Below are 20,479 nucleotides of genomic sequence, written 5' to 3'. Positions count from 1 at the left end.
TTTGTCCCGATCCAACGCTCCCGGTCAATCGTTTCCGGTTCACTCGCCCAGGTTGCGGGAGGCTGCAGCGGCGGGTTCCCGCAGCGGCCTCCCCGAATTGGCAGACTCTTCGGCGAAGCGCCCGGCCTCGAGCCGCATCACGCGGTCGCAGCGGCCAGCCAGCTCCATGTTGTGCGTCACCAGGACGGAGGTAAGCCCATGGTTCGCATGTACTTGTTGGATGAGAGAAAACACCCGGTCGGCCGTGGCCGCATCCAGGTCGCCAGTCGGCTCGTCCGCCAGGAGCAGTCGGGGACCGGTTACCAGCGCCCGTGCCAGGGAGACCCGCTGCTGCTCGCCGCCGGAAAGTTCGCCGGCCTGATGCTCCGCCCGATCGACAAGACCAACCTGATCGAGCCATTCCAGGGCGCTCGTCCGCGCCTGCTTATGAGACGCTCCCCGGGCCAGAAGCGGTAGCGCCACATTCTCTGCCGCCGTGAACTCGGGCAGCAGGTAGTGGAACTGCCAGACGTAGCCAACTTCGCGATTCCGGAAATCGGCTGCTTGCCTGGGCGTGAGTTTATTCAAGTGGGTTGAGGCGAAGTATAGGTCACCCGTTGTGGGTGCATCAAGAGCCCCAAGTATGTGCAAAAGTGTGCTTTTACCCGCACCGGACGTCCCGACGATCGCAAGGAGCTCACCCGGCTCGACGCGGAAGCTCAGATCGTGGAAGAGGAGCAGCCGGCCACGGCCGGTCGCGTACTCCTTGGCCAGTCCACGCACCTCCAGCAGGGCATCGGAACTGCTGTCAGTCCGGTGCAATCTGCGGTCGGAAACGGCGGACCCGCCCATACCCATGTCTACCATCTGCACTCATTCTGGGGAAGTGCATTCGGCTGCCACTTCCGTGCGATCAGAGATGCGTTGATCCTGCAAACGAGCCGCCCCGCTCACACCACCTGTTTCACTCCGCTGCCCGCGATGGGAACGGACGCCGCAGGCGAGATACGTTCCGCGGCGCCTAGAGCACGCGGGTATGCTGCGAGTGGTGATCCGCACAGTGGCCATTCACGGGTACCGCTCGCTGCGCGATCTGGCGCTGCCGCTGGGGCAGCTCACGTTGATCACAGGCGCGAATGGCAGCGGCAAGTCGAGCGTCTACCGCTCGCTCCGGCTGCTTGCAGATGTCTCGCAGAATGCGGTCGTCGGATCGCTCGCACGGGAGGGTGGTCTGCCGTCGACCTTCTGGGCCGGACCGGAGACCATCGGGCGCAGCGTTCGCCAGGGCACGCATGGAGTCGAGGGTCAGGCGAAGCGGAACAGCGCAAGCCTGCGACTTGGCTTCGGCAGCGATGCGTATGGCTACAGCATTGACTTGGGCTATCCACCGCCGTTGCCGAAAGATTGGCCGCCAACGATGTTTGCGCTCGACCCTCGCATCAAGCGTGAATGCCTCTGGCACGGACCGATCTATCGCAAAGCCTCCGCCATGGTGGACCGGAGGAGCAACTTTGTCTGGTTCTCGACCCTGCACGACGAGGAGCCAGTGATGCTGACCCAGCACCTCGCCGACACGGACAGCATGCTGGCCAGTATCGCCGACCCGCAACGCGCTCCGGAGATGCTGGCCGTGCGCGAGTCGGTTCGCTCGTGGCGCTTCTATGATCACTTCCGCACGGATGCCGACGCTCCTGCGCGCACACCGCAGATCGGCACCTTTAGTCCAGTGCTTCACCAGGACGGCAGCAACCTGGCGGCTGCGCTACAAACGATCCGCGAACTGCGCGACGACGATGCACTCGACCGCACTATCGACGACGCCTTCTCGGGAAGCACGCTGGGCATCTCGCCGGGCGATGGACACTTCGAGATTCATCTTCGGCAGCACGGCCTGCTTCGCCCGCTGACTGCGGCTGAGCTCTCAGACGGTACGTTGCGCTATCTGCTCTGGACTGCAGCGCTGCTGACACCACGTCCACCAGCGCTGCTCGTACTCAATGAGCCGGAGACGAGCCTTCATCCCGATCTGCTGCCCGCGCTCGGTCGCCTCATTCTCACGGCCGCGGCGCAGACCCAGATCATCGTGGTCTCGCACGCAGCGTCGCTGATTGAGCAGCTCACCGGTTCCACGCTGTGCTCATACCTGCACCTGAAGAAGGAGTTCGGCGAGACGACGCTCGAAGCACTGGACCTGTTCACGAAAGCCAAATGGGCGTGGCCAGCGCGCTGATGCACTACTCGTAGCGCAGCGCCTCAGCCGGCAGCACCCGGGCGGCGGAGCGCGAGGGATAGATCGTCGCCACCAGCGACACGCCGAGCGCTACCACCGCCACAATCAGCGCATCGGCCGCGCGCGGCGCGAACGGCAGGTAGTCGATCGAGTACACATCGCCTGGCAGGTGAATGAAGCGATAGTGGCCACCGGCCCACGACGCGGCGTACCCCAGCACGAGTCCTATCCCAGTGCCGAGCACGCTGATCAGCAGCCCTTGCATGAGGAAGATGCGCCGCACCTGCTCCGACCGTACGCCGAAGCTCATCAGCACCGCGATATCGCGCGTCTTCTCCATCACCATCATCGTGAGCGCGATCAGGATGTTGAGTGCGGCCACGCAGACGATCAGTCCGATCACGATGAAGGTGACCACCTGTTCGAGACGCAGCGCGCGGAAGAGCTCCCGGTTCTGCTCCATCCAGTTGGTCGTCATGTAGCCCGCGCCGGCTGCGTGCTCGATCTCACGCCCGATCGCGTCGGCGTGGTATAGATCATCCACTTTGAAAGCGATCACCGAGATGAGGTCAGGCTCCCCGAGCAGCCGCTGTGCGTCCGCAAGCCGAATGAACCCAAGCCCGGAGTCGTACTGGTAAAAGCCCGAGTGGAAGATGCCGGCGATGTAGAAGCGCTGAAACTTCGGCACGATGCCGAGCGGTGTTAGCTCGCCCTGAGGACTCGTTACCAGCACGGTGTCGCCCACCTTGGTGTCGAGCGTCTCTGCAAGGTCGCGGCCCAGCACCAGCGGTGGCAACGGAGCCGTGTCGCCAACCGCCGTTGGCGGAGCAGGGGCGAGTGGTGCGGTCGAGCCGAGCTGCACCATGTCGAGCAGGTCAGTCACGCGTCGCTCCTGGTCCGGCAGAATGCCTTTGATCAGCAGCCCACCCGACCGCGAGCCGCGCGACACCAGCACCTGGCCATAGAGCCCCGGCGCTGCTGCGCGCACGTGGGGCAGTGATGCCATGCGCGTGACCAGCGGCCGCCACTCACGAATGCCGTCGCTTGCCGTGCGCAACAGCTCCACGTGCGATGTCGAGCCGAGCAGCCGATCCTGCAGATCGCGCCGCATGCCGTTCGTGATTGCGAGCGCAATGATGAGGGCGGCGACACCCGCCGCCACGCCGGCGACTGAGATCGCCGTAATGACGCCCACCACTGCCTGGCGGCGCTTGGCCCGCAGGTAGCGTGCGGCAACGAACAGCTCGAAGCGCATCGCCTAGTGCACGACAGCCTTGGCCGTCGTGGAGTTGTCGTACCGGTCCGTCACACGCAGGCTGACGACGTGCTCGGAAGCATCGATCGGCGGCAGCGCCTGCTGCCGCAGTCGGTCGGAGGGAGCGGGCAGGGAAGCAGTGAAATCGTAACGCTCGCTGCGCGCATCGGACAGCGCGCCGACCGGTTCGATGTATTGCCACGGCCCGGCGTCGATCGAGTACTCGGCATGTGTGATCGCGGACGTAGGATCCTTCGCCTCCGCGGTCACGTGAAGCTTGCCACCCTCGAGCCGTGCGGCGAGCGTCGCGATCAACGGCGACTGCGTGTCCAGCACGAAGCGCTCGCTGGTGCGCTCGGCAGTCAACGCCTCGCCCGGATTGTGTGACGGTGCATCGCTCGCAACGACCTTTAACTGGTAGGGCCCATCGGGAAGTTGCGAAGCTTCAAACGTGTAGTAGCGCTCAGCGACGTTGTCCTTCAGCAGTTGCCAGTTCTGTTGGCCCGCGCCGCGGTAGTAAAGGGCAAACACCAGCTCGTCGCCGTTATCGTCGTGCGCCGCCCAGCGGGCCGTCACAGCGTTCTTGTCGCGGGTGCCCTGCAACGGCGCTGTGTTCGGCTCCTGCTGCAAATTGATCACGTTCGACGAAGCAGAGGGCAGGTTGATGGTCACCGCGCCCGGCTGCTGAAACGTTGGCTGCGCATTTACGCGCGCGCCCGGCACCACGCCGACCTCATCCACCACGGGTGCGACATTTGCGGGGAGGTAGTTCAGTGCGACAGCATGCACTGTCGTGCCCGGATCGAGCGTGAGCTTCCACTGCGCGAAGCGCGCCGGCGGGAGTCCGGGCTCGGCACTCGTCGTCAGCGGCTTCCATGCGCTCCACCCGCGCTCTGCATTGCTCACGTTGCCGGTGCGTGCGGAGAGTGTGTAGCCGGTGCCTGTCGCATCGACATCGGCACGGCCCCAGCGCGCCACGGAGCCAGCGTCCTGCACCTCGCTCTCGAGGCTGCCCGCCACCGGCTGCGCGCTCAGCTTGTACAGGCGACCGCTGTTGCTCGTGCCGATGTAAAAGCCATTCGGCGCAGCAGCGAAGCCGGTTGCCTGCGAGGCATCGAGGTGCGCAATGTCCGCCCACTCGCCGTTCGCACCGATGCGGTAGATGCGACCGCGATTGCCAGTCGCCGCGAGCAGGCCATCGGAGGTCCAATGCAGGCCATAGACCACGTCATCGTGCGGGGCCCAGAGCTTGCGGGCTGCTCCGCTGGGAGATAGCGCGAACACCTCAGAACCGTCGGGCACAAGGCTGTTCTGGTTGGAAGCCTGCACCGAGCCGGGCGTCACGATGGTAATTGTTGCCGTCACGGTAGCAACTCCTTGAACCGGCAGCGGTGGCAGGTTGCTCTTGCCCTTCTCGCCCACCGTGGCGACATAGATCTCGCCATTAGGCGAGGCCGCCAGTGAGGTCACCTCGCGCTTCGGTGCGTTGAACAGGATGAAGCCCTTGCCCGCTCGATCGATGCGATAGACCAGGCCGTCGCCATCCGAGCCCGCCAGCAACTGGCCGTCCCTCTCGAACAGCAGCGTGCGGATGTGTTGCTCGTCGCTCTCGAAAAAGCGCTCGGCATGTGCATCGCCTGCTGGTGTGCGGACGCGGTAAATGGCCGCCGGGCCGCCGGTCGCGATGTAGAGCGCTCCATCCGGCCCGAACACCAGCGACCAGATGTACTTCGGTTGCCCCTCAGCCTTCGTGCCCTCGAGCTTCGTCGGATCGAAGACCACCGTCGCGTTCTCCGCATCGACGTCGCTCGCGCCTGCTGGAATGCGATACACCTTGCCGTTCGGCAACGTCGCTGCATACACAGAGCCGTCCGGCCCGACGCAGACGGTCTGCACGCTGAGATCCTTGGTGTGGAACAGCGGCGTGCTCTTGCCCTGCGCGTCAATGCGCAGCACGGTGGCGGGTGCGCCTGTCGCCACGTAGGCATTGCCGGACGCGTCACTCGCGACGGACCAAATATAGGTGGATGGCGTGGTCGCGGCCACCGTCGCGGCAGGTGCCGCGCTCAGCGAACCATCGCTCGCCATCGCCACGCCGTGCGGCCGCCCCTTCTCCCACTCTTCGGCATGCGACGTCGTCCAGACACGCGTGCCCTGAGCGAGGCAGGGAAGAGCAGAGGTGCAAAGCAGCAGAGCAAGAGACGCGGTGCGCAAAGACATGGGTGGCTTCAGTCTACTCGCAGGCCCTCAGTTGCTCAGCACCGCGCGATAGCGCACAGTTCCGCGTCGCACTTTGCCGATCGCCTCGTTAATGCGCGCCATGGGGTAGCACTCGACCTGCGCCGCGACCTTGTGGCGTGCCGCGACGTCGAGCATTTCGGCGATCATCAGTGGACTGCCGGTGTTGCTGCCCGCGACCGCCTTGGCTGACAACACCAGGGCCGCTGCAGGGAGCTGCAAGGGCCGCGCCGGCGCACCCAGCAGGCACAGTACGCCAGCGGGTCGTAAGGTTCCGATCAGCCCGGTCCAATCCTGCTCCGCGTGCACGCTCGAAAGAATCAGGTCGAACGAGCCGCCCAGCGCCTTCACGTTCTTGCTCTCACGCGTGTTGCAGTAGTGGTGCGCGCCGAACGACTTCGCCTCTTCCTCTTTGCCATGCGAACTCGAGAACGCAGTCACCTCGGCGCCGAACACATTTGCGAACTGCAGCGCGACGTGCCCCAGGCCACCGATGCCTACCACGCCGACGCGAGACGCGGGAGAGACCCCGTACGTGCGCATCGGCGTGTAGACCGTGACTCCGGCGCAGAGCAGCGGGGCTGCGGTCTGGCTCGAGAGCGCCTCGGGTATAGGGACGGCGAAGCGCGCGGACACGCGCACCGCCTCCGCAAACCCGCCGTGGCGATGCACGCAGGTGGGCTGCGCCTCTGCACACAGGTGCTCCTGCCCGCCGCGGCACCAAGCGCAATGGCCGCAGCTGTTCGCCTGCCAACCCACGCCGACGCGGTCACCGGGCTTCAGGTGGTGCACGGCGCTGCCGACTTCGGAGATCGTACCGATGATCTCGTGCCCGGGAACGAACGGGTACTTGCTGACCGTCCAGTCGTTGTCGATCAGGTGCAGGTCACTGCGGCACACACCGCAGTGGCTGATACGTACCTCCACCTCGTCCGCTCGAATATCGTCAACGGAGTAGCGGAATGCGAGCAATTCGGCGCCGGCTGCGTGCGTTGCGTAGCCTCGGATCTCTGCCATCGTTCCCTCAGGTGGTCTGTGGATCGTGAGTGCAGGGCGGTGATGAGCCCGTGCCTATTCCAACTGCAGCGTCGTTACCTGGTTGCCGGTCACGACTGCATCCATGGGGACTGATGTTATCGCAACCGCCGATTCGCCATTGAGCGTGAGCGTGCGATTTGCCCGCAGCGGGTCGAGCACGTTGGCCATCGATATGGGCAGCGCGCTCAGCGTGCGGCCGTCGAGTCGTGCCTGTGGCGATGGCGATAGCAGCGTGACGTACAGACGGTCGTTGGCATGCGTTGCGTTCAGCGCAGCCACCGTGTCGTTCAAGCTCAGGTGCTGCAACGGCGATTCGATCATGTGATCGACTGTGGCCGCGTCCGAGAAGGCGATGCGTACCGGCCCGGGCGGCAAGGTCGCGGGCAGTGTCACCGGAATATTCACCGTGCGATTCTCGCCGCGGTAGGGGCGCAGCGTCACCCGCAGTGACACCGTTTCGCCAGCGTGCACAGGTCCACCTGCGCGATCGACGCCTTCAATCTCGACACTCTGGCGGCCGGGCACTGCATCCACATCGAGCGACACCGAGCGCAACACGCCGCGCCGCGCGGGATTGCCATAGATCTGCACGAACGGCTCGCCCACCTGCAGCGTTGCGCCCAGCGCCGCCGGCAGCCCCGCTCCGGGCGCGGTGAAGCGCGTCAGGTCCACCTCGGGCGCGCCTTCCACCTGGATGCGTTCGCGCATACTGTAGGTCGTCTCGGCGGCATAGCTGTTGTTCTGCATCAGCGACTGATAAATCGAGGTCAGCATCAGCACCGGCGTCAGATCGGGACTGTCCGCCACATCGAAGTGCACCACGCGGCTGACCGTATTGCCCGTGCGGAAGGTCACCGTGACGGGCACCATCTGCGCCTTCGCTCCAAATTCGCCCCGTATAGCCGTCTGCCGGTCCTGCGTGAACGCCCCAACCTCCTCGGTCGTGTTCACGATCTTGAACGCATTCAGCGGAGAGGGCAGGGTCGCCACCACGGCAGCCTTGGTCATCGGCACGGATACGGAGCCGGTCTGAGTGATCGGGTGGCCACAAGCGAGCAGTTGCTGCTTATCCACGTAAGTCGCCGTGCAGGTCGCAGCGATCTCCAGGTCGCCGCGCACCAGCAGCGCGCTGACGGATGAGCCCGGCTCGATCGGCTCCGGCTGCTTCTCATTGCTTGAGCTGCCTCCGATGCCTACCACCGGCGTCAGGCCGTTGGCCTCGAAGCGATCGCGGAAGGTGTCCACGGCCTGCTGGCTGAAGCCGCTGAATAACAGCGGCGTCTCGATTGGCCGCACTTCGTCATTGCCTTTGGTGTTGCGCGCTGCTTCCGCCGGCATCGCCTTCACCTGCAGCATCTGCTGGATCGGCGTAATCCCGGCGATCGGCTCCTTACTAAACTGGCCAATGCGGAACGCGAGCGCCCCCGCCAGCTTGCCGTCGATGTACACGGGGCTGCCGCTCATCCCGGCGACCACGCCTGTGTAGACCGCGTCCTTGCCGCCCAGCCGCGCCAGGATCATGTCCTGCCCCGGGCCGAGCGCATTGCGCAGCGTGCCCAGGATCTCTACCTCCACCGCCGACGGTCTGACGCCCTCGAACACCGTGTACGCCACGCCATGCTGCCCGCGGTGAATCTGGTCCAGCGGCATCACACCCGCGCTCACCGAATCTGGCGGATTCGCCGGGGGCGGGGGCGTCTGCACCTCTGCCGGAACCGGCTTCGCCGGCTGACCGGGCTGGGTGGTCTGGCCGGCGGCGGCGGCAGGCAGCAGCAGGGCCGCCGCCAGCCCCAGGCTGGCCAGCGCCCGCGTGGAGGCGGCGCACAAACCGGCGGGAAGGAGGATGTCAAAACAGTGGGTTGCCACGTCCTTTACAGTAGACGGTTGCTGCCCCGACGCCAACACGATGGCGGACGGCGCTGCTCCCACGTCTAACAAACAGAGGTCTGACAGTGGTCGCGCACGCCTTCACTCGTTTCACTTTCGCCCTTGCCCTTACCCTGGCCATCGCTCCCGCAGCGTGGTCGCAGGACGCCCCCACCGGCCAGACGCAGCAGCAGTCCAACTCAGGGCAGCAGCAGTCCAGCCCGGCGCAGCCGCCCGCCGGACAAACGCAGCAGCCACAGCACAACGGCGAGTACCAGATTCCCGGCACCACGCCCGCGCCTGATCAGGGCCAGAGCTCGCCCGAAGCTGGTGGTCCCGGCGGCGACTCCGGTTCCATTGCGCTGCCCAAGAAGACGCCGGCTGCGGACATTCCGCCCCCGCCGCCTCCGCCTACCGTCAAGAACCCGAAGGGGCTGGAGAACTTCTCGCTCCGCGTGAACGTGCCGGTGGTCACCGTAGACGTGGGTGTGCTGCTCCAGAAGACGCACCAGTTCGTCCCCAACCTGAAGCAGGACAACTTCCGTGTCTTCGAGGACGGCCAGCCACAGCAGATCACAGCCTTCGGCCGCACCCAGGCGCCCATCACGGCCGTGCTGCTCTGCGAGTTCGCCTCAACCAATTACTGGTTTCTGTACGACATGGTGAACGCCGCATACGCCTTCGCCCAGCAGCTTCGCCCCGACGACTACGTGGCCGTCGCCACCTTCGATCTGCGCACCCACATCCTCACCGACTTCACGCAGGACAAGCGGGTCGTGTACCAGTCGCTGAACTCGCTGCAGATTCCTGGCTTCAGCGAGACCGACACCTTCGACGCGCTCTACGAAACGCTGGACCGCCTGACCCGCGTGGAAGGACGCAAGTATGTCATTTTCATCGGGTCCGGTCGGGACACGCTCTCGAAGATCACGCTCGATAAGATCCTGCAGAAGGTCAAGGCCACGCCGAACGTAACGATCTACGCGGTCGGCACCGGCCAGACTGCCCGCCTGACCGGCAACGCGCAGGGCGGCATGTTCGGTCCGCGCGAGATCGATTATCTGCAGGCCGACAACCAGCTCCGCACCTTTGCCTCCATGACCGGCGGCAAGGCTTACTTCCCGCGTTTCACTGGCGAGATGCCGGAGATCTTCCGCGACATCAACTCGTCCATTCGCAACCAGTACGTCATCAGCTACCGCCCGACGAATGCGAAGGAGGATGGCAGCTATCGCAAGATTCGGGTAGAGCTGGTTGACAACGAAGGCAAGCCGCTGCAGATGCAGGACGAGAAGCACCACAGCCTGAAGTACGACGTGCTGGCGCGCGACGGCTACCGCGCACGCCAGGAGGTTGAGTAACCGGGCTCACCGCGCTAGCGATTGGCCTGCTGCGCGGCGAAGTCACCGATCAGCGGCACTTTGAAGCTCTTCCCCTGCGCCGCGCTCACGATGCAGACCAGCCAGAACACGAAGAACACCAGGCTGACCAGTCCCGATAGCAGGAACGCCACGAAGTGCAGAACGAACGCGGTGGCCGCGATTGCGAAGTGCAGCGCAAGCGAGGCTACGGTCAGCCCCAGGCACTGGAACGCGTGGAAGCGCACGAACGGCCGCCGTGAGTAGGGCTCGACGATCAGGAAGATCAGCGCCGGAATGAACGTGATGTAGGCCAGCGCGCCGGCGACGTTGTCGCTCAGCCCGGCTTGTGCCGGCATGTATCCCGAGGTTGGGGGTGGTACGGCGCCCGGTGGGGGCACGGCACCCTGCGGAACCTGCGTGTAGCCGCTTGCAGTCGGCGGTGGCGCCGTGCCCAGGGCTGTTCCGCAATGCTGGCAGAACGCCGCGCCCGGCGGGTTCTCAGTCGAACAGGCAGGACAACGCATCTGTCTACCTCCTTCACGATCACCCCTGCCGGGGCCCGGGCAAGCTGCAGAGATCGGCCTTACCATACAACGCCCCGGTCTGCGTCCCGCAACTCTTTTTGCGTTCACCCGGCTCAGAGCGCACTCCTCGCCGCCGGGTTACGCTTTCTTCAGGCACTCTGCCACGGCCGGAGTCTTGCTGTTCAGTAGTGTCAAGGAGGCAGTCGCTATGGAGAAGTACGCATTGCTCGGCCTGGTCCAGGCCAAGCCCGGCAAGGAAGAGATCGTTGAGAACTTTCTGAAGTCCGCATTGCAGATCGCGCAGGGCGAGCCCGGCACGGTTCGCTGGTATGCCGTGAAGATGGGTGGCGGACGCTTCGGCATCTTCGACACCTTTCCCGATGACGCGGCGCGCGACGCTCACCTCAGCGGCGAGATCGCCAAAGCGCTGATGGCCAATGCCAAGGACCTGCTCGTCGGCGACCCGCAGATCGACAAGCTCGAAATCCTGGCCGCGAAGTAGGACTTCGCTCGCGGGCCGCTATGACAAGTGGCCCGCAGCGTTCCTCACCACCGTACCTTCACTCCTGATTAACTCTCGTAAGCGATCCTGTTCTCGTGCCTAGTCTGTTCCGCGCCGCGCTCGTGTTGCTCCTGCCGTTTTCTTTCACGCTTGCGCCCGCTCATGCCCAGAGCGCCGCACGCGCAGCCGTGCTAACCGGTGATGTCGCCGACCCCACCGGCGCAGCCATCGCGGGTGCCCATCTGCGTGTGCTGGCCCCGGACGGACATCAGGTCGCAAGCACGGTCAGCGGGCCTGGCGGAAGCTTCACGCTGCGCGGCCTCGCCACTGGCGCGTTCACGGTGGAGGTGGAGCAGCCTGGGTTCGCTCAACTTCGCACCGCAGTTCGCGTTGGCGACGGTCGGTTGCCCCCGCTGCATCTGGTGCTGCGGCTGGCCCGCGTGGAGGAGGCAGTCACCGTCAGCGAGAGCGACACCTCTGCCCGCGTCAGCACCGAGATTGGCCAGAACCAGAGCGCCAACTCGGTCGATCGCGAAGCACTCGATCGGCTGCCTGTCTTCGATCAGGACTACATCACGGCGCTCTCGCGCTTCCTTAATCCCGACGCGACCGGCACCAACGGCATCACGCTGGTGGTCAACGGCGCAGAGGCGAATGGGCCCGGCGTGACGCCCTCAGCCGTCGCGAGCGTCAAGATTAACCAGAACCCCTACACAGCTCTGTTCGCGCGTCCGGGGCGCGCCCGGATCGAGATCACCACCGCGAGCGGTACGCCGCAACTTCACGGTACCGGCAACTTCCTCTATCGCGACTCGCTCTTTGACGCGCGCAATCCGTTCGCCGTGATCAAGCCCGGCGAGCAGCGCACCTACTACGAGGGCTCACTCACCGGGCCGCTCTCCGCGAACAAGAAAACGACCTTCCTCGCATCCCTCGACAAGGACAACGACAACCAGCAGGCCATCGTGGTCGCCGCGCTGCCCAGCGGCACGGTCACGCAGAATGTACCAAATCCTACGCGCCACTACTTCTTGTCCGGCCGCGTCTTTCACGACTATGGCACGGCCAATCAGCTCTGGATCGGCTACTCGTATGAGCACCGCACGATTGGCAATGCCGGCGTCGGGGGCACCGTGCTGGCTGAGGCCGCCACGAACACGCTCTTCTTCGAGCACGAGATCAATGTCGGGCACGTGTACGTCTTCTCGCCGCGGCTGCTGAACCAACTGCACTTTCTCGTTGGCCATTTCGACAACCAGACCCGCAGCCTCAGCGAGGCGCCGCACATCGTTGTCTCCGGCGCGTTCAGCGGTGGTGGCGCGCAGGCCGATGCGCGGCGCACTGAGTATCACTTCGACGGCACGGACATCCTTACCTGGACGCACGGCCGGCAGGAGCTGAAGTTCGGCGTCGATATCCCGGACATCAGCCGTCGCGGCTTCGACGACTTCACCAACCACGTCGGCACGTATCAGTTCGCCAGCCTGTCCGACTACGCCACGCGCACGCCATTCACCTTCACACTGCAGCGCGGGCAGGGCCACGTCACCTTCCTCGAGAGAACCGTGGCCGGCATCGTCGAGGACACCGTGCGCGTGTCACCGCGTCTCTCCGTCGCCGCCGGTGTGCGCTACTACTGGCAGAACTACTTCCACGACATCGCGCATGACCTCGCGCCGCGCTTCAGCTTCGCGTTCGCACCACAGCAGCGCGGCAATACGGTGATTCGCGGCGGTGCAGGCCTCTTCTTCGATCGTACGGGCCCGGGCCCCATCGCCGACCTGCTGCATTTCAACGGTGTCCGCCTGCAGCGGTTCATCGTCGACCGTCCCAGCTATCCCGCTACCGAGCAGCAGATCGCCAGCGTGCCCACCAGCATCGTCGCCCTCGATCCGCGGCAGCGCATCCCCTATGTGCTCCAGGGCGGAGTCGGCATCGAACGGCAGCTCACACAGAAGAGCTCGCTCGCGGTGAACTATGTCGGCACCCGCGGCATCGATCTCTTCCGCTCCGTCGATGCGAATGCGCCGCAGCCGCCCTTCTACCTCGCGCGACCGAACCATGCCTTCGGGCAGATTCGCGAACTCCAGTCCGAGGGCTCTCTGAAGAGCAACTCGCTCGAGGTCACCTTTCGCGGCAGGATCGGCAATCTCTTCAGCGGACAGGCGCAGTACAACCTCGGCAAGACGTACAACAACACCAGCGGCGTTACGTTCTTCCCGGCAGACAGTTATGCTCCGAAAGCGGACTGGGCGCGCTCCGACACGGATCGCCGGCACAAGCTGGACCTGCTGGGGACGTGGAAGCTGCCGCGCGGCTTCGATTTCGGCACCGCGCTGTCAGCCTACTCCGGCACACCCGTCAACGTAACGACCGGCAATGACGATAACGGGGATGGCCTGCCGCTCGATCGTCCCGCCGGCGTTCGGCGCAACTCGCTGCACGGCCCCGGCTATCTCGATCTCGACCTGAACCTGGCGCGAAGCTTCTCACTCGAACGAGGCAAGGCGAAGACGCCCACCGCCACCATCTCGGTCAACTCGTTCAACGTGCTCAATCACGCCAACGACATCACGTACGTTGGCGTGGTGTCCTCGCCATTCTTCGGGCATCCGGTCAGCGCGCAGCCGCCTCGCCGCATGCAGTTGAACCTGGAAGTGAAGTTCTGAACGCCGAGCCTTAGCTGAAGAGAAACTCTTTGGTCCGCAGTTCCTTCACACGATCGCGCAGCTTGGCAGCCTTTTCGAACTCGAACTTCTTTGCCGCCTCGCGCATCTCGACCTCGAGCTTCGCCGCGAACACATCTAGCTCCTGCTGTGTCGTGAACTCCGGCGTTGTCTCGTCCTGCTCCGTCATGTCGGCGTACTCCGCCTTCAGGATCTTCGCAAGTGACATATCAATGGGCCGCAGGATCGACTCCGGCGTGATGCCGTGCTCCACGTTGTAAGCCTCCTGGATCACGCGGCGTCGCTCCGTCTCATCGATCGCGCGGCGCATCGAGTCGGTCATCTTGTCCGCGTACAGAATGGCGCGCCCGTTCAGGTTGCGCGCCGCGCGGCCGATGGTCTGGATCAACGACCCCTGCGAACGAAGGAAGCCTTCCTTGTCCGCATCGAGGATCGCCACCAGCGAGACCTCAGGCAGATCGAGCCCTTCGCGCAGCAGGTTGATCCCGATCAGCGCGTCGTACTCGCCCTTGCGCAGATCGCGCAGGAGCCGCACGCGCTCGAGCGTCTCGATCTCCGAGTGCATGTAGCGGCACTTCACCCCAACCTCGGTGTAGTAGCCGGCCAGGTCCTCAGCCATGCGCTTCGTGAGCGTCGTCACCAGCACGCGTTCGTTCTTGGACGTGCGGTCACGAATCTCTGCGAGCAGATCATCGATCTGCCCCTTGATCGGCCGGATCTCGACTGGCGGGTCGAGCAGCCCGGTAGGCCGGATGATCTGCTCGATGACCACGCCCGCGGATTTCGTCAGCTCATACGGTCCAGGCGTAGCTGAGACATAGATCACGTTGTTGGTGCGCGTTTGGAATTCGTCGAACTTGAGTGGCCGGTTGTCCATCGCCGACGGCAGTCGAAAGCCGTAGTCGACCAGGTTCTGCTTGCGCGAGCGATCGCCATGCCACATGCCATGCAGTTGCGGGACCGTGACGTGGCTCTCATCGATGAAGAGCAGGAAATCGCGCGGGAAGTAGTCAAGCAGCGTCGGCGGCGCCTCACCCGGCATGCGCCCGCTGAAGTGGCGCGAGTAGTTCTCGATCCCATGGCAGTAGCCGACCGACTTGATCATCTCGAGATCGAAGCGGGTGCGCTGGTGCACGCGCTGCGACTCCACCAGCCGTCCCTGCCCCTCGAGTTCCTTCTCCCACCACTCGAGCTCCGCGAGGATCGAATCCATCGCCGATCGCTTGCGTTCCGGCTGAACGACATAGTGGCTCTTCGGATAGATCGGCAGCCGCGCATACTTCTGCCGCACCGTGCCGAAAAGCGGATCGATCTGTGACAGCCCCTCAATCTCATCCCCGAATAACTCGATGCGGTACGCCATCTCGTCGTAGGTGGGATAGACCTCGATCACATCGCCGCGAACCCGAAAGGTGCCGCGGCGGAAGTCGCCGTCGTTGCGCTCGTACAGAATCTCGACCAGCCGGCGCGTGATGTCCTCGCGCTTGATGCGCTGTCCACGCTCCAGCATCATCAGCATGCCGTAGTACGCTTCGGGCGAGCCGAGGCCGTAGATGCAACTCACCGAGGCCACGATGATCGCGTCCCGCCGCTCGAACAGGGAGCGCGTTGCTGACAGTCGGAGCTTGTCGAGCTCCTCGTTGATCGTTGCTTCCTTCTCGATGTACAGATCGCCCGACGGAATGTATGCCTCGGGTTGGTAGTAGTCGTAGTACGAGACGAAGTATTCGACCGCGTTCGATGGGAAGAACTGCTTGAACTCGTGAAAGAGCTGCGCCGCAAGCGTCTTGTTGTGCGCCAGGATGAGCGCAGGCCGGTTCATCTGCTCGATGACCTTCGCCATGGTGAACGTCTTGCCGGAACCGGTGACGCCGAGCAGCGTCTGGTGCTGCTCGCCCGCTGCCAGCCCGGAGACCAGCTCTTCGATCGCGCGCCCCTGGTCGCCGCGCGGCTTATAGTCGCTGACGAGTTGAAAATCCAGGGTCCCGGTGTGGCTCGGCGCGATTGTGCTCATGCTATTCGCAAAGCTCCCGCAGCGGGCGCATCTGGTCTGTGGTCCAGTTCTCCGGCATCAGCAAAAGATACCGGCGTGGTGGCAGATACCACAACAGCATCCTTGCTGCCTGCGCGGCGACCTCCTGGTTTGGGAACTCCGAAAACTTGCGCCCGATTACCAGGTTGCGCGTCGGCGTCATCTCCGGGTCCACCACGAGCGCGATCCGCGGGTCTTCCATCTTCCAGCCCTCGGTCAGGTGCCGGTAGAGCAGCCGCGCCGTGTGCTTGGGCAGATACGCGTCCGAAGGCGGCCCCACCATCACCTGCCGCTCCGTCTGCACCGCCGTCTCTTCCACGCCACTGTCGTTCGCATGCTGCTGTGGCTTGGCGGCCAGCTCGGCCACATCCGCTGGATCACCATCCCACGTGCCATACGCGCGCAGCGATTCCACCACGCCGGTCGGCATCACGTACTCCGCCGCCTCCGGCCCGTCGGTGCTGTTCTTGAAGAAGGCCGCACCGAGTCCCTGCTCTGCAATTGAGACGAACAGGTTCGACAGGCAGTTCGTCTCCACGGCCTCGCCCACCGGCGGCAGCTCCAGCCGCACGTATGGCATGCCGTCGGGTCCAAGGAACACTGGCTCGGTGGGTAGCACAACCGAAGCATTCCACGCCGCGAGTTGAAATGCCTCCAGCCAGCGCAGGTCACGCTCTTCGCGCGGCACTTCCATCGCATGCGCCAGCAGATTGGTGTCGTCGAGGTTGAACCGCTCTTCGGGGACAGACACAAAGCGGCGTCCCGGCGTCGGCGCCACCTCGGGCAGCTCCGGCAAGGTCTCGAGTTGTTCGTGCCGCTCTGGTGTTTCCGGCTCCGGCATGGCTGTCTGGGGTAGGGAACTCGCACTTGCGGCAAGCGGGGCAGCCGGTGTGGCCGACTCTTCGTGAGCCTCGGGCTCCGCTGCCGTTGTCTTCTTGAATCGATCGAACAAACCCATAGCATTCATTGTATGGGTGGTGCGCGGCCGCTGCAGAGCTACGGGCGGTGGGAAAGCCCGAGCGCCTCAAGCCATTCGATCGCCTCGTCCACCAGCACGTCCGGGGGCGCGTCCACCAGCGAGTGCGGCGCCAGCCCGAACCGGCAGCCGATGACGCCGGTGCCGGCATTGCGCGCAGTCAGCACGTCCACCTCGGAGTCGCCGATCATCACCGTCTCCTCGGGCCGCGCGCCGGACTCGTCCATCAGCGTGTGCAGTCCGTGCGGATCGGGCTTCTTCGTGTCGAAGCTGTTGCCGCCGTAAATACGAAAGCAGTGCCAGTCCAGGCCAAGCGCGCGGCAGATCTCCTCCGAGGGGCGAACCGGCTTGTTGGTCAGGATGGCGATCTTCGCCTCTGGTAGCTGCGTGGCGATCGCCTCCATGGCCTCCTTCGCGCCGGGGTACACGTATGTGTGGTCCAGCTTGTGGACGCGGTAGTAGTCGAGGAAGTAGCGGACCGCACTGAACACGATCTCTTCGTGCTCGGGATCGCCTAGCGCGCGCCGCACCAGCATCTGCACGCCGTCCCCGATATAGCTCGCAATCACCGCATCCGGCAGCGGATGTCGCCCCAGATGCTCGAGTGTCGCATTCACAGCAGCCACCAGGTCTGCGCGCGAATCGATCAGCGTGCCATCCAGGTCGAACGCGATCAGGCGCAGTGTGTGGACGGGCGGCAGCGGGCGCAGTCGCTCAATCATGGGCTCAGTCTACCGGTGAGCCGTGCGTACCGAGTGGTGAAGGGACTGCCAAACCAAAAACGAAAGCCGCGGAGCGCATGGCTCAGCGGCTCTCCTGCATTCCATGCGCGCTAGTGAATGCGCACGCTACCCGAGCCCGTTTCAATCTTCACCGTCGGACCGCCGCCATTCACGCTGCCCGTCACGTGGTGCCGCTCCAGGCTGCCCTGCATCGTGATCGCCTGGTCCGTGTGGATGGAGCCCGAACCAGTCTCCGCATCGAGCGTGAACTTCGATCCGCCGAGGTTCAAATCGATCGACCCCGACCCTGCTTCAATCTTCCAGTCCTGCAGCGGCTGGCCCGCCAGGCTGATGTCGCCGGAGCCCGTCTCTGCCTTCAGGCCGCCCTTGATGCCGGTCAGCCGGATGGAGCCTGAGCCCGCGCTAGCCTTGACGCTGCCGGTATTCGCAAAGTTCACGCGAATGTCGCCCGAGCCGGTTTCGAGATAGCTGTCGCCCGCCAGGTCATCGCCCGTGATCGTGCCGGAGCCGGTTTCAAGCCGCGTGCCCCCGCCCATCGAGGTCGCCTTCACATCGCCCGACCCGGACTCTGCCTTCAGGTGCGTCCCCTTCGGTGCGGTGATGTCGTAATCGATCGAGACGTGGTTGAACCAGCCACCATCGTGCGTCTGCCCGATGCGCACAATGTTGCCAGTCTGCTGAATCGGTGGGTTATCGACCACACGCTTCACCTGATCGTCGCTCGAGCCGCCCATCCAACCCTTGCTGCTGTGCACGTGACCGATGATGTGCACCTGGCTGTCGGACCCCGGGCTCACGTGCACATAGCCCGATCCGGTCGAGACCTCAAGCTGCACGCTGCCGTTCACGTTGACCGTCTTGTCGAACGTTCCATCCGAGGCCAGGGCCAACAGGGGCAATGCCAGTCCTGCTGCCGAGAGTGCTACCGCGCGTGTGATGTGAATCATGTCTTCTCCCTCTACTGCTGCAGGACGACCTTCTCGCCCTCGTTCAATCCGCTGGTGATCTCTGTGTTGCTTCCATTGGCGAGCCCCACGGTTACCGCCACCTTGCGCATGCCGTCCTTCGCCTTCGCGTCGGGCACGTTCACGAACGCATGCTTCTGCGCGTCATAGCTGATGGCCTGCTCGGGCACCGCCAGGACATGCTTATGCTCATCGATCAGGATTTCGGCATTGGCCGTCATCATGGCCTTGATCTCACCGCTCGGGTTGTCGATCGAGACGCGTACCGAGAAGGTCGTCACGTTGTCCTTCTCCACGCCAAGCGGCGCAATGCGCGTCACCTTGCCGTAGAACACCCGGTTCTTGAACGACTCGATGCGGATCCGCGCCTTCTGGCCCATGTACACGTTACCGATGTCCGCCTCGTCCACCTTGCCGTCCACGTACACCTGCGTGGTGTCGCCCAAGGTGAAGACCAGCGTTGCGGTCGAGCCCAGCACCAGGATGGAGCTCACCGCGTCACCCACCTCCACATCGCGCGAGAGCACGACGCCGTCGATCGGCGAAACCACCGTGGTGTAGCTCAACTGCTCTTCTAACTGCTTCAGGCTGGCCTGGCTCTGCGCCACCTGCGCCTGCGCCTGTACCAGCTTCGCGCGATCGACCGAGACGGACGCCACCGCCGTGCGCTGCTTGTTCAGCATCGCCAGGTAGTCGCGATTGGCATTGTCGAGCGCCTGCTGGCTAACCACGCCGGCCGCCTGCATTTCCTGGTTGCGCCGCAGGGTGGACTCATACATCGGCAGGTCCGGCGCCGCCACTGTCACCTGGTCCTGGGTGATGTTCGCCTGTGCCGTCTTTACGTTGGCTTCCGCAGCCTGCAGGTTCGCCTTCTGGGCGGCCACCTGCGCCAGAATCTCCTGCTGGTCGAGCTGGGCCAGCACCTGTCCCTTGTGCACGTGGGCGTTTGCGTCCACATACCACTTCTCGACGATGCCGCTGGCCTTGGACTTGACCTCGACCTTGGTGATCGGCTGCACCTTGCCCGTGGCCACCACGCTCTTCGCGATGTCCATCCGGGTCACCGTGCCGATGCGGCTGCCGTCGATCTTCACGCCGCTGCTGTGCGCGACCACCGCCGCGCCAAGCACCACAAGGGCGACCACCAGACCGAGCGAGCCCCACAACCAGAACCGATTCTTTTTTCGCGCCGCCACCAACGCCTCCGGGGGAAGAGCCCGATTGAGCCCTGCCACCGTATGCTACGCGGCTGGTGAGAAAAAGTTCCGCGGCCTAGTCCACCCTCGCTGCCGAGACGACCAGTCCCGGAACGGGAACCGGGGCAGTCATCGGCACTTGCCGCAGATCCTGCAGCATCGCCGAGGCCTGCAGCCCCACGTTGATGACCGAGAGATAGACGATCGCCTTTTGGGCCACCACCTGGAACGCGACCCCCGCCTCGGTCTCAAGCGTCGGTCCATGCAAGAGGATCCAGACGTAGGTCACCAGGAACAGCACATACACCGCATTCAGTGCGATCAGCGACACCGCCCAGCGGTTGGCCACCTGGAGCGCCACGAGGCACACCTGCGCCAGCAGCAAAAACGTGAACGCAACTTGCACGCAGTGGTTGTGTGCAGCCAGCAACAAGTTCCACGGCGTCAGCGCCACGCCGACAAAGCCCAGACCTGCAAAGGTCACAAACAATTGAGACAAAAGACCGGCCACGCGCGCCGCCCGGTCGTGCCGGTACACCACGACCCAGTTGCGCGAGGCCAGCACCAGCGCCACGCCGACTGAGGCAAGCGCGAACGAAAACAGGAAGCAGGACACCAGGTTCGATCGGCCAGCCGGCGTGACCGTCGCGCCCAGATCGCTGAAGAAGTTGTGCAGGAAAAGATAATGCCCGCTGTCCCCGTGGAATACGGCTCCCCCGGGGTAGACCAGCATGGCTAGAAAGGTCAGCAACAAAAACTGCACGCTGGCGTAGACGACCAGGGCCGCCCGCCACCCCTGCCTGTAAAGAGGCTGCTCCATGTCCTCAAATCCTCGCGGACTGGATCATATCCTGACCTTTGTCGTTACAACGAGGAACAAAAGTGCT

16 protein-coding genes are annotated in these 20,479 nt (G+C 64.4%); 4 read left to right on the top strand and 12 right to left on the bottom strand.

Features of this window, described 5'->3' with window-relative positions; genetic code table 11:
* Positions 1 to 39: 39 nt before the first annotated feature.
* Positions 40 to 831 carry an ABC transporter ATP-binding protein gene (locus tag AC5IJH_RS03180; RefSeq protein WP_491901354.1) on the bottom strand — a complete coding sequence of 264 codons (792 nt, stop codon included), beginning with the start codon at positions 829 to 831 and terminating at the stop codon, positions 40 to 42.
* 196 nt (positions 832 to 1,027) lie between these two features.
* Between AC5IJH_RS03180 and AC5IJH_RS03175 the strand changes: the two genes are divergently transcribed.
* Positions 1,028 to 2,209 carry an AAA family ATPase gene (locus tag AC5IJH_RS03175; RefSeq protein WP_491901340.1) on the top strand — a complete coding sequence of 394 codons (1,182 nt, stop codon included), beginning with the start codon at positions 1,028 to 1,030 and terminating at the stop codon, positions 2,207 to 2,209.
* A 4-nt stretch (positions 2,210 to 2,213) separates the two neighbouring features.
* On the opposite strand, the gene AC5IJH_RS03170 is transcribed toward AC5IJH_RS03175, so the two are convergent.
* Genes AC5IJH_RS03170 through AC5IJH_RS03155 form a run of 4 tightly spaced genes read right to left on the bottom strand, consistent with a single transcriptional unit; the run spans position 2,214 to position 8,606 of the window.
* Positions 2,214 to 3,464, bottom strand: coding sequence for an FtsX-like permease family protein (locus AC5IJH_RS03170; RefSeq protein WP_491901339.1), 1,251 nt, complete (start codon positions 3,462 to 3,464; stop codon positions 2,214 to 2,216).
* Positions 3,465 to 3,467: 3 nt separating this feature from the next.
* Positions 3,468 to 5,684, bottom strand: coding sequence for a WD40 repeat domain-containing protein (locus tag AC5IJH_RS03165; protein ID WP_491901338.1), 2,217 nt, complete (start codon positions 5,682 to 5,684; stop codon positions 3,468 to 3,470).
* Positions 5,685 to 5,711: 27 nt separating this feature from the next.
* Positions 5,712 to 6,719 carry an NAD(P)-dependent alcohol dehydrogenase gene (locus AC5IJH_RS03160; RefSeq protein ID WP_491901337.1) on the bottom strand — a complete coding sequence of 336 codons (1,008 nt, stop codon included), beginning with the start codon at positions 6,717 to 6,719 and terminating at the stop codon, positions 5,712 to 5,714.
* A gap of 54 nt (positions 6,720 to 6,773) precedes the next feature.
* Positions 6,774 to 8,606, bottom strand: coding sequence for a SpoIVB peptidase S55 (locus AC5IJH_RS03155; RefSeq protein ID WP_491901336.1), 1,833 nt, complete (start codon positions 8,604 to 8,606; stop codon positions 6,774 to 6,776).
* Positions 8,607 to 8,692: 86 nt separating this feature from the next.
* On the opposite strand from AC5IJH_RS03155, the gene AC5IJH_RS03150 reads away from it, so the two are divergent.
* Positions 8,693 to 9,967 carry a VWA domain-containing protein gene (locus AC5IJH_RS03150; RefSeq protein ID WP_491901335.1) on the top strand — a complete coding sequence of 425 codons (1,275 nt, stop codon included), beginning with the start codon at positions 8,693 to 8,695 and terminating at the stop codon, positions 9,965 to 9,967.
* Between the two features lie 14 nt (positions 9,968 to 9,981).
* Here AC5IJH_RS03150 and AC5IJH_RS03145 read toward each other — a convergent pair whose 3' ends face one another.
* Entirely contained in the window at positions 9,982 to 10,491 is a 510-nt protein-coding gene (locus AC5IJH_RS03145; RefSeq protein WP_491901334.1) for a magnetosome magnetite crystal formation protein family, read from the bottom strand.
* 208 nt (positions 10,492 to 10,699) lie between these two features.
* Between AC5IJH_RS03145 and AC5IJH_RS03140 the strand changes: the two genes are divergently transcribed.
* Complete coding sequence (locus AC5IJH_RS03140) at positions 10,700 to 10,993, top strand: putative quinol monooxygenase (RefSeq protein ID WP_491901333.1); 294 nt, start codon at positions 10,700 to 10,702, stop codon at positions 10,991 to 10,993.
* 95 nt (positions 10,994 to 11,088) lie between these two features.
* On the top strand, positions 11,089 to 13,662 hold the full coding sequence (locus AC5IJH_RS03135) for a TonB-dependent receptor (RefSeq protein WP_491901332.1): 2,574 nt from the start codon (positions 11,089 to 11,091) through the stop codon (positions 13,660 to 13,662).
* 10 nt (positions 13,663 to 13,672) lie between these two features.
* Here AC5IJH_RS03135 and uvrB read toward each other — a convergent pair whose 3' ends face one another.
* The 6 genes from uvrB to AC5IJH_RS03105 all read right to left on the bottom strand — a co-directional run bounded on the left by uvrB (position 13,673) and on the right by AC5IJH_RS03105 (position 20,412).
* Positions 13,673 to 15,661 (bottom strand): excinuclease ABC subunit UvrB, encoded by a 1,989-nt coding sequence (gene uvrB, locus AC5IJH_RS03130; protein WP_491901353.1) that lies wholly within the window; start codon positions 15,659 to 15,661, stop codon positions 13,673 to 13,675.
* A gap of 34 nt (positions 15,662 to 15,695) precedes the next feature.
* The gene (locus AC5IJH_RS03125) at positions 15,696 to 16,670 is read right to left on the bottom strand and encodes a hypothetical protein (protein ID WP_491901331.1); all 975 of its coding nucleotides are present in this window, start codon (positions 16,668 to 16,670) and stop codon (positions 15,696 to 15,698) included.
* Positions 16,671 to 16,708: 38 nt separating this feature from the next.
* On the bottom strand, positions 16,709 to 17,410 hold the full coding sequence (locus AC5IJH_RS03120) for an HAD family hydrolase (protein WP_491901330.1): 702 nt from the start codon (positions 17,408 to 17,410) through the stop codon (positions 16,709 to 16,711).
* A gap of 110 nt (positions 17,411 to 17,520) precedes the next feature.
* Positions 17,521 to 18,378, bottom strand: a complete 858-nt coding sequence (locus AC5IJH_RS03115) for a DUF4097 family beta strand repeat-containing protein (RefSeq protein WP_491901329.1) — start codon at positions 18,376 to 18,378, stop codon at positions 17,521 to 17,523.
* 11 nt (positions 18,379 to 18,389) lie between these two features.
* Positions 18,390 to 19,592: an efflux RND transporter periplasmic adaptor subunit gene (locus AC5IJH_RS03110; protein ID WP_491901328.1), complete on the bottom strand. Its 1,203-nt coding sequence runs from the start codon at positions 19,590 to 19,592 to the stop codon at positions 18,390 to 18,392.
* Positions 19,593 to 19,668: 76 nt separating this feature from the next.
* Positions 19,669 to 20,412, bottom strand: coding sequence for a hypothetical protein (locus tag AC5IJH_RS03105; protein WP_491901327.1), 744 nt, complete (start codon positions 20,410 to 20,412; stop codon positions 19,669 to 19,671).
* Positions 20,413 to 20,479 lie beyond the last annotated feature (67 nt).

Origin of the sequence: Candidatus Dedyshia acidiphila (assembly GCF_051025295.1) — a bacterium.
In the GTDB taxonomy this organism is placed as follows: Bacteria; Acidobacteriota; Terriglobia; order Terriglobales; family Acidobacteriaceae; genus KBS-83.
The sequence above is the reverse complement of the archived record's forward strand: the minus strand, read 5'-3'. Positions and strand labels throughout refer to the sequence as shown.

Bases quoted from the DNA above. Each gene is read 5' to 3' on its own strand.
- AC5IJH_RS03120 (WP_491901330.1), bottom strand. From the start codon at position 17,410: ATGATTGAGCGACTGCGCCCGCTGCCGCCCGTCCACACACTGCGCCTG.
- AC5IJH_RS03140 (WP_491901333.1), top strand. From the start codon at position 10,700: ATGGAGAAGTACGCATTGCTCGGCCTGGTCCAGGCCAAGCCCGGCAAG.
- AC5IJH_RS03165 (WP_491901338.1), bottom strand. From the start codon at position 5,684: ATGTCTTTGCGCACCGCGTCTCTTGCTCTGCTGCTTTGCACCTCTGCT.
- AC5IJH_RS03180 (WP_491901354.1), bottom strand. From the start codon at position 831: ATGGGCGGGTCCGCCGTTTCCGACCGCAGATTGCACCGGACTGACAGC.
- AC5IJH_RS03125 (WP_491901331.1), bottom strand. From the start codon at position 16,670: ATGGGTTTGTTCGATCGATTCAAGAAGACAACGGCAGCGGAGCCCGAG.
- AC5IJH_RS03160 (WP_491901337.1), bottom strand. From the start codon at position 6,719: ATGGCAGAGATCCGAGGCTACGCAACGCACGCAGCCGGCGCCGAATTG.
- AC5IJH_RS03145 (WP_491901334.1), bottom strand. From the start codon at position 10,491: ATGCGTTGTCCTGCCTGTTCGACTGAGAACCCGCCGGGCGCGGCGTTC.
- AC5IJH_RS03115 (WP_491901329.1), bottom strand. From the start codon at position 18,378: ATGATTCACATCACACGCGCGGTAGCACTCTCGGCAGCAGGACTGGCA.
- AC5IJH_RS03170 (WP_491901339.1), bottom strand. From the start codon at position 3,464: ATGCGCTTCGAGCTGTTCGTTGCCGCACGCTACCTGCGGGCCAAGCGC.
- AC5IJH_RS03105 (WP_491901327.1), bottom strand. From the start codon at position 20,412: ATGGAGCAGCCTCTTTACAGGCAGGGGTGGCGGGCGGCCCTGGTCGTC.